This window comes from Desmonostoc vinosum, from assembly GCF_059505385.1.
In genome coordinates this window covers 59,162-65,542 of sequence record NZ_JCACKM010000011.1, presented here as the reverse complement: position 1 = coordinate 65,542, position 6,381 = coordinate 59,162, and the positions used below count along the sequence as shown (strand labels likewise).

Annotated in this window: 6 protein-coding genes; 4 read left to right on the top strand and 2 right to left on the bottom strand. The window is 40.1% G+C overall.

The window, feature by feature from the left end; translation table 11 throughout:
• Positions 1-614: 614 nt before the first annotated feature.
• A complete protein-coding gene (locus AC5JMF_RS01315) occupies positions 615-830 on the top strand; it encodes a hypothetical protein (protein ID WP_495793915.1) in 216 nt (71 codons plus the stop codon).
• 133 nt (positions 831-963) lie between these two features.
• On the opposite strand, the gene AC5JMF_RS01310 is transcribed toward AC5JMF_RS01315, so the two are convergent.
• Positions 964-2,577, bottom strand: coding sequence for an iron uptake porin (locus tag AC5JMF_RS01310; RefSeq protein ID WP_495793914.1), 1,614 nt, complete (start codon positions 2,575-2,577; stop codon positions 964-966).
• Positions 2,578-2,895: 318 nt separating this feature from the next.
• On the opposite strand from AC5JMF_RS01310, the gene AC5JMF_RS01305 reads away from it, so the two are divergent.
• Both AC5JMF_RS01305 and AC5JMF_RS01300 read left to right on the top strand, forming a co-directional pair.
• Positions 2,896-3,852 (top strand): metal ABC transporter substrate-binding protein, encoded by a 957-nt coding sequence (locus tag AC5JMF_RS01305; protein ID WP_495793916.1) that lies wholly within the window; start codon positions 2,896-2,898, stop codon positions 3,850-3,852.
• A 36-nt stretch (positions 3,853-3,888) separates the two neighbouring features.
• Positions 3,889-4,686 (top strand): metal ABC transporter ATP-binding protein, encoded by a 798-nt coding sequence (locus tag AC5JMF_RS01300; protein ID WP_495793913.1) that lies wholly within the window; start codon positions 3,889-3,891, stop codon positions 4,684-4,686.
• Between the two features lie 231 nt (positions 4,687-4,917).
• On the opposite strand, the gene AC5JMF_RS01295 is transcribed toward AC5JMF_RS01300, so the two are convergent.
• Positions 4,918-5,301 (bottom strand): ArsR/SmtB family transcription factor, encoded by a 384-nt coding sequence (locus AC5JMF_RS01295; RefSeq protein ID WP_495793912.1) that lies wholly within the window; start codon positions 5,299-5,301, stop codon positions 4,918-4,920.
• A gap of 143 nt (positions 5,302-5,444) precedes the next feature.
• On the opposite strand from AC5JMF_RS01295, the gene AC5JMF_RS01290 reads away from it, so the two are divergent.
• On the top strand, positions 5,445-6,314 hold the full coding sequence (locus AC5JMF_RS01290; protein ID WP_495793911.1) for a metal ABC transporter permease: 870 nt from the start codon (positions 5,445-5,447) through the stop codon (positions 6,312-6,314).
• The last annotated feature ends 67 nt before the right edge of the window (positions 6,315-6,381 follow it).

The following is a 6,381-nucleotide window of genomic DNA, read 5'->3' as shown; positions in this document are numbered from 1 at the left end:
GCCTTAAGGCGTGGGTTCCCTACTCCCTACTCCCACATCGCCACTCCCTCTGAATTGTTTCAAGAGCTTTTTTTCAGGTGGAACAAAATCTCTATCTGAAAGTCCCTCAGTTTCTGATTGCAAACGGTTCAATTAATAGCGTTCTCTAATACGAGGGCGCTTTTTTTGCTTTGTAGTTACGACGACAATTACGATCTGCTCCACAATGGTTTATTCGGTATTTGTATTATAAGTTTACATTCCTCAATTTCCCACTTTTCCCACTTTCTAGCTGTTTTTTTGTTAAAAAAGTGGGTTTTGAGACTAACTTTTCCCACTTTCTATTAGACTGATTAGATAAAGTCAAAAGATCACGACGATAGTGCAGCGAAGCGCTTTTTACAAATGAAAGCCCTATCCTCAATTCCAAATCTCCAGTACCCAGTTCCTTTTAAAATCAGCAAAAATACATATTTATAAGTAAATTAATATACATTTTGCTGAATAAAATACTATCACAAGTTCAAGTTTATAGATCTTGTGAAAGGGTAATTTTGTAGTAGTTAAGTTTACTTGATTAATTGATTTCTAAACGATTGAATTAGTAGTTTTACGAGAAATACTGGGTGTTTATCATGAAAGCAACTATTCTGCCCAAATTATTTATTGTCTGTTTAGCTGTAGAATTTCTACTTTGTTTAGGATTATGTAATCAGGCTAATTCAGAATTAAAGACTAGAAGTGCGATTTTAGCAAAACAAACTCTTTTTGAAAAAGGCTTTAATCCTCCAAGGACAGATCAACCAACAGATAGTTCTGGTGCAGGTTCCCGCAGTAGACTTAGGAAGTGAACTACCCGCACTGACTTGGAGTACCAATCAGTAACAGTAGTGAAATCAATTTGTATTAGGGGGTAAAACCCCCTATTCGCCAGCTGTATCCTCAAAGAAGTCGGGGATCTAGACACCGCGAAATTCTCAAAACTTAGAAACTGAATGTTGTCCTCAACGCACCAATCACAACATCATCGTTGTCATCATTATGGTCGGGGGATGTTAGCCAAATCACTCCTGGAGTGATAGTAATGTTGTCGCTGAGCTGATACTGATAGAAAGCCTCAAGATGATAGGAAGTATCGCGATCTTTTGCAAATCCATCAACACTAGAACTTGTCACTTGAGGTTCAACGCCAGCAATGATCCCAGCCAAGCTACCTTTCTTGCCAAGGTCAGGGAAACCGAGGGTAACAGCATAGTTCCAAATCTCAATTTCTCCACGTTCACCAGTCAAGGTACGACTATTTGTGTATCCAGCCCAACCACCCAAGACAAATTGATCACTGATACCAATAGATGCTTGGACACCGTAGGAATTGCTGGAAAATGCTACTTCATCCAAACCCTGAGACGCTGCTAAATTTTGGAAGGTTGCAGCATTACTACCAGTAAGCAAAGGTTGTTTGTAAGAATTAATATATGTTAATCCTACAGTGATGCGATCGCTCGGTTTCACAGTTAACTGTGCTAGCGCCCCATAAGCACCATCAAACAAACCATTCTTGGGACTAGGATCATTTGCTGTACCACTCAAATATCCCAGACTCAAGGCCAATTTATCACTAAACTCTTGGGTCACTCCCAACCCCGCGCCAGCTATCTGGTTATAAATGGGGTTGCGCGTCCCAAAGGTAGACAAAGCACCATATGCACCATCACCATCAAAAAGATTCACAGTGCTAGTTAGGTCATCCGCTGCACCTGCATTGGCAATAGCTATCACCTGTGTCTTTTCGCCTACTGGAAATTTGTACCACAATGCATCGATGAGGGCATTATTGTTAGCCTCTGCACCACTACTACCACTAGCAAAAAATAAGTTGCCCTCTGTGGTGTTGATGTTAGGACTGACAATGTTATTAGTTTGAATTCTAGTAAACAGCGTATCTTCCCCTATAAAGCTAGTTACAAATTCGATCCGTGCCCGCACCCCCAGAGTTGTATTCTTGTCTGCAATTTCTGCACCGTTGACATTTTCACCCGACAAAACATCACTAACAACAGCAACTACTTGCCCTTGCAACTTAGTCGTGGTTGAAAATTGATTCGCTTCTAATTCTGCTGTATTCGCCTCCAATGTATCCACACGACCGCGTAATGTCGCCAGTTCTGCGGAAAATTCTTCTTGCAACTTCTGCAACTGGGCTAAATCTTGTTTTGTCACCAAATCAGCTGTACCAGTAGCAATTAATTCGTTCACGCGGTCAAGACAAGCATTCAAACCAGCAGCGAATTCATATCTTGTCAGTGCCCTATTCCCTCGATAAGTACTATTTGGATAGCCTGCAATACATCCATAGCGTTCTACCAGTGATTGCAAAGCTTGAAACGCCCAGTCTGTAGTTTGCACATCCGACAATTGAGATACCGAGGTGACTTGCGCCATTACCTGATCTTGATTTTTATCTGGATTGGCGACAACTGGAGTCTCATTTATTTTTGACGTGGGTGATGTTTCACCTGCAAAGGTAGCACTATTGACAAATATTATTGCACTCCAGATTGCAGGAACCGCCAGCAGATATCCAAATAATCTTTGCATTTTTTCCTCACACTTATTTCGTACTCTGTTAAAAACAAATTTTCTTAAAAACTTGTTCAGTGATTTTATCAGAAACAAGAAATATTTTTACCAGAAATAGTCAAGAGTTTTCAGTAGATAGCAAAATTTAGCTGTTATTCCTAACACAGGAAACACAGAAATAATATTGATTAAGTATATGAGAATGAGAATTATTATAGTATAAAGTGTAGATCTTAAGTCTCATTGAAAATAAAAACTTTGACCATAGTCTTTTGAAAGGGAGAACCTGTGATGAACACTCAGACAAGCAAAAAAAGAAGCGGTATTTTGGCCATAATGGCAGTGTTCATGTTGTCAACGACGGCTAGCTGTAACCAATCAAACACGAATCGAACCACGAATACTGAACAGTCTCCACAAGCACAAGAGGCTGCATCTACCCCATCAGCACAGCTAGAAAAAACTAAAATTGTGACAACATTTTTACCGATGTATATTTTTACTAAAGCTGTCGCTGGAGATGTGGCAGACGTAGAAATTTTAGTCAAACCTGGTACTGAGGTACATGAGTATCAAGCAACACCAGAAAATGTCAAAGCGATCGCCACTGCGAATGTGTTAGTAAAAAATGGTTTGGGGTTAGAAGAGTTTCTCAAAAACACCATCAAAAATGCTCAAAACTCCCAACTAAGCGAAATTGATGCTAGCAAAGGTATTAAACCTTTAGATGAAATTTCACCTGTTGAGAAAATAGCGAAAGCAGAAGACCACGACCACGAACACGCTGAGGGTAATCCTCACGTTTGGTTAGATCCAGTTTTAGCAAAACAGCAAGTAGTAAATATTCGAGATGGGTTAATTACTGCTGATCCAAAAAATAAGCAGGTTTATGAGACAAATACTGCAACTTATATTAAAGAATTAGAAAGTTTAAATAATCAATTTCAGCAAACTTTACAAAAAACCCCTAACTGCACATTTGTAACTTTTCATGATGCCTTTCCATACTTAGCCAAGCGCTACAATCTTAAACAAGTTGCAGTAGTAGAAATTCCCGAAGATCAACTTTCGCCAACAGACTTACAAAAAACCATCAATATTGTAAAAAAATACAAAGTTAAAGCCTTATTTAGCGAACCAGGTGTAGATAACAAATTACTGAAAAGCCTTTCACAAGATTTGAAATTAACTTTGAGTACTCTTGATTCTTTAGAAACTGGCGAAACAAATCCGCAGTATTATTTCCAAGCAATGAAAGCCAACTTACAAACTCTAGAAACAGCATGTAAATAGGTTTGTCCTTTACAAATGACCAATGACAAATGACCAATGACCAATGACATTGTTATTTTGAAAGTAGAAGGATTAACAGTATACCAAGGCAGCTATATAGCTGTTCGGGATGTTTCCTTTGAATTGTTATCAGGAACAGATACAGCCATAGTCGGCCCCAATGGTGCAGGCAAAAGTACTTTAGTTAAAGCGGTTTTAGATTTGATTCCGCGTAATGCAGGTATGATTGAAGTCTTTGGTCGCCCCATTACTAGGCTAGGAAATTTACGCCATCTCTTGGGTTACATGCCACAAAATTTCATCTTTGACCGCAGTTTTCCAATTTCTGTGAGTGAATTGGTAGGACTAGGGTGGGTGAATGAGGGTAAAAGAAAACAGTTAAAAGATAAAAAAGAGGTGTCATTTTTCCCTCAGTTGTGGACACAAAACTGCGAAAAATCAGCAGCAATAGCAGAAGCTTTACGGAGAACAGATGCTTATCATCTACGTCATCAAGCTATTGGTACTCTCAGCGGTGGTCAACTCAAGCGAGTATTACTAGCTTATTGTTTAGTTATGCCTAGAAGATTGCTAGTATTAGATGAAGCCTTTGCAGGGGTTGATATGCAAGGTGCAGCGGATTTTTACGCCTTGTTGAACGAATTAAAACGAGAAGAAAATTGGACAATATTGCAAGTTTCTCATGATATTGATATGGTCAGCCGTCATTGCGATCGCGTCCTTTGTCTCAACCAAACCGTCGTTTGTACCGGTCAGCCAGAAATTGCCCTCTCACCCCAAAATCTCTTAGCAACCTACGGGCCAGGGTTCAGTCGCTATCAGCACAAGCATTGAAATAGGGAATAGGGAATGGGGAATAGAGAATTGTCATTTGTCCTCTCTTACAAAGTTCTGAGCGCCGGAAGTCGGCGCTCAGAACTTTGCGCTTTGCATTGGTTATTCTCGGCGTCTCGGCGTCCCCCTGTCCCCCTCCAGGTTCGGCAGTGACGCTCCTTCTCCCAAGGGGAGACGCTGACGCGAACGTCGCTAACGCACCCGACGGAAACCGCCAGGACTGCGACTGCCTCACCGCGTCTCTCTCATCTCCCCTGCCCCCTCATCCTCTTCATCCAAATGTTCAGCCACAGCTTGGTAAAGATGGAAAATATGACTATCGTGGAGGCTATAAAATACATTACGCCCTTGCTTGCGATAACTGACCAAGCGCATTGCCCGTAAGTTTCGCAACTGATGAGAGACGGCAGATTCACTCATATCTAATAATGCTGCTAAATCACTGACGCATAGTTCTTTTTTCGCCAAAAAGGAGAGAATTCGCAGGCGATTGGCATCTCCTAAGAAACTAAAAAATTCTGCCATGCGTTGGGCTTTATCGCTGCTAAGAACCTGCTTTGAAAGGGGTTGAACGTTGTTACTATCTATGGTAAATCTCGAATTAGACTGAATCATTTCTATTTAAGGAATTACATTAATTCTAGTAAAAAAATAGTTGGTTAAACCAAATATATGATCAAGCAATTATCTATAATTTTATGAGAATAAAAATTATTGATTTTTCAGCATAGAATGCTAATCATCTTAAAATATTACATATGGATTTATTTAATTATTGCCAGATAACTGAGCTAGCTGTAACCAATACTAATGACTTAGTGAGTTTGTTAAAATTTCCCTTCATGCAGCGTGCGATCGCAGGTGCTGTATTAATGGGAATTCTTGGTGGTATGCTAGGTAGTTTTGTTACCTTGCGCCAACTATCTTTTTTTAGTCATGCCGTAGGTCATGCAGCATTAGTAGGTGTAGCATTGGGTGTATTGCTACAGTTAAATCCTACGTGGATGCTATTACCTTTTACCTTGGTTTTTGGCACTGTTGTGCTTTACTTCATCGATAAGACCGATTTAGCTAACGATAGCGTTCTCAGTATAGTTCTCTCAGGGGCATTAGCGATCGGTGTCATCCTGACTAGCTTTATTAAAGGATATCGCGGCAACCTTATGGGAGTACTATTCGGTGATATTCTGGCGATCGATGTCACAGATTTGGTTTTAACGCTGCTTGTGCTTGTGGGAGGCAGCATCTTTTTATTATCAACTCTCAGACAGCAAATCTTGTTGACACTTAACCCTGATGTGGCACAAGTGCAAGGTATCTCAGTTCAATTGTACCGCTACGGATTTGTAGTTTTGCTCTCACTAGCCGTTGCTGTAGCAATTAAAGCTGTCGGAGTTTTGCTAGTGAACGCCTTCTTAGTTATTCCCGCCTCAACTGCAAAACTTATGAGTCACCACTTTAGCCACTTTTTAGTCATGTCAGTGATTGTTGGTTTTAGCAGTAGCCTTTTTGGCATGATAATATCAGGTCTTTTCAACATTGCCTCCGGCCCTAGTATCGTTCTTGTGCAATTTCTCCTATTTGTAGCCGTTTTCATTTGGGTTAAGTTAACGTTAAAAGCAGCATAAAATTTTTTCTGCAAAGCCTTGCTAAATTTTTCTAGGTTTGCTACATTGATTAATCGTGGCAAAGAAA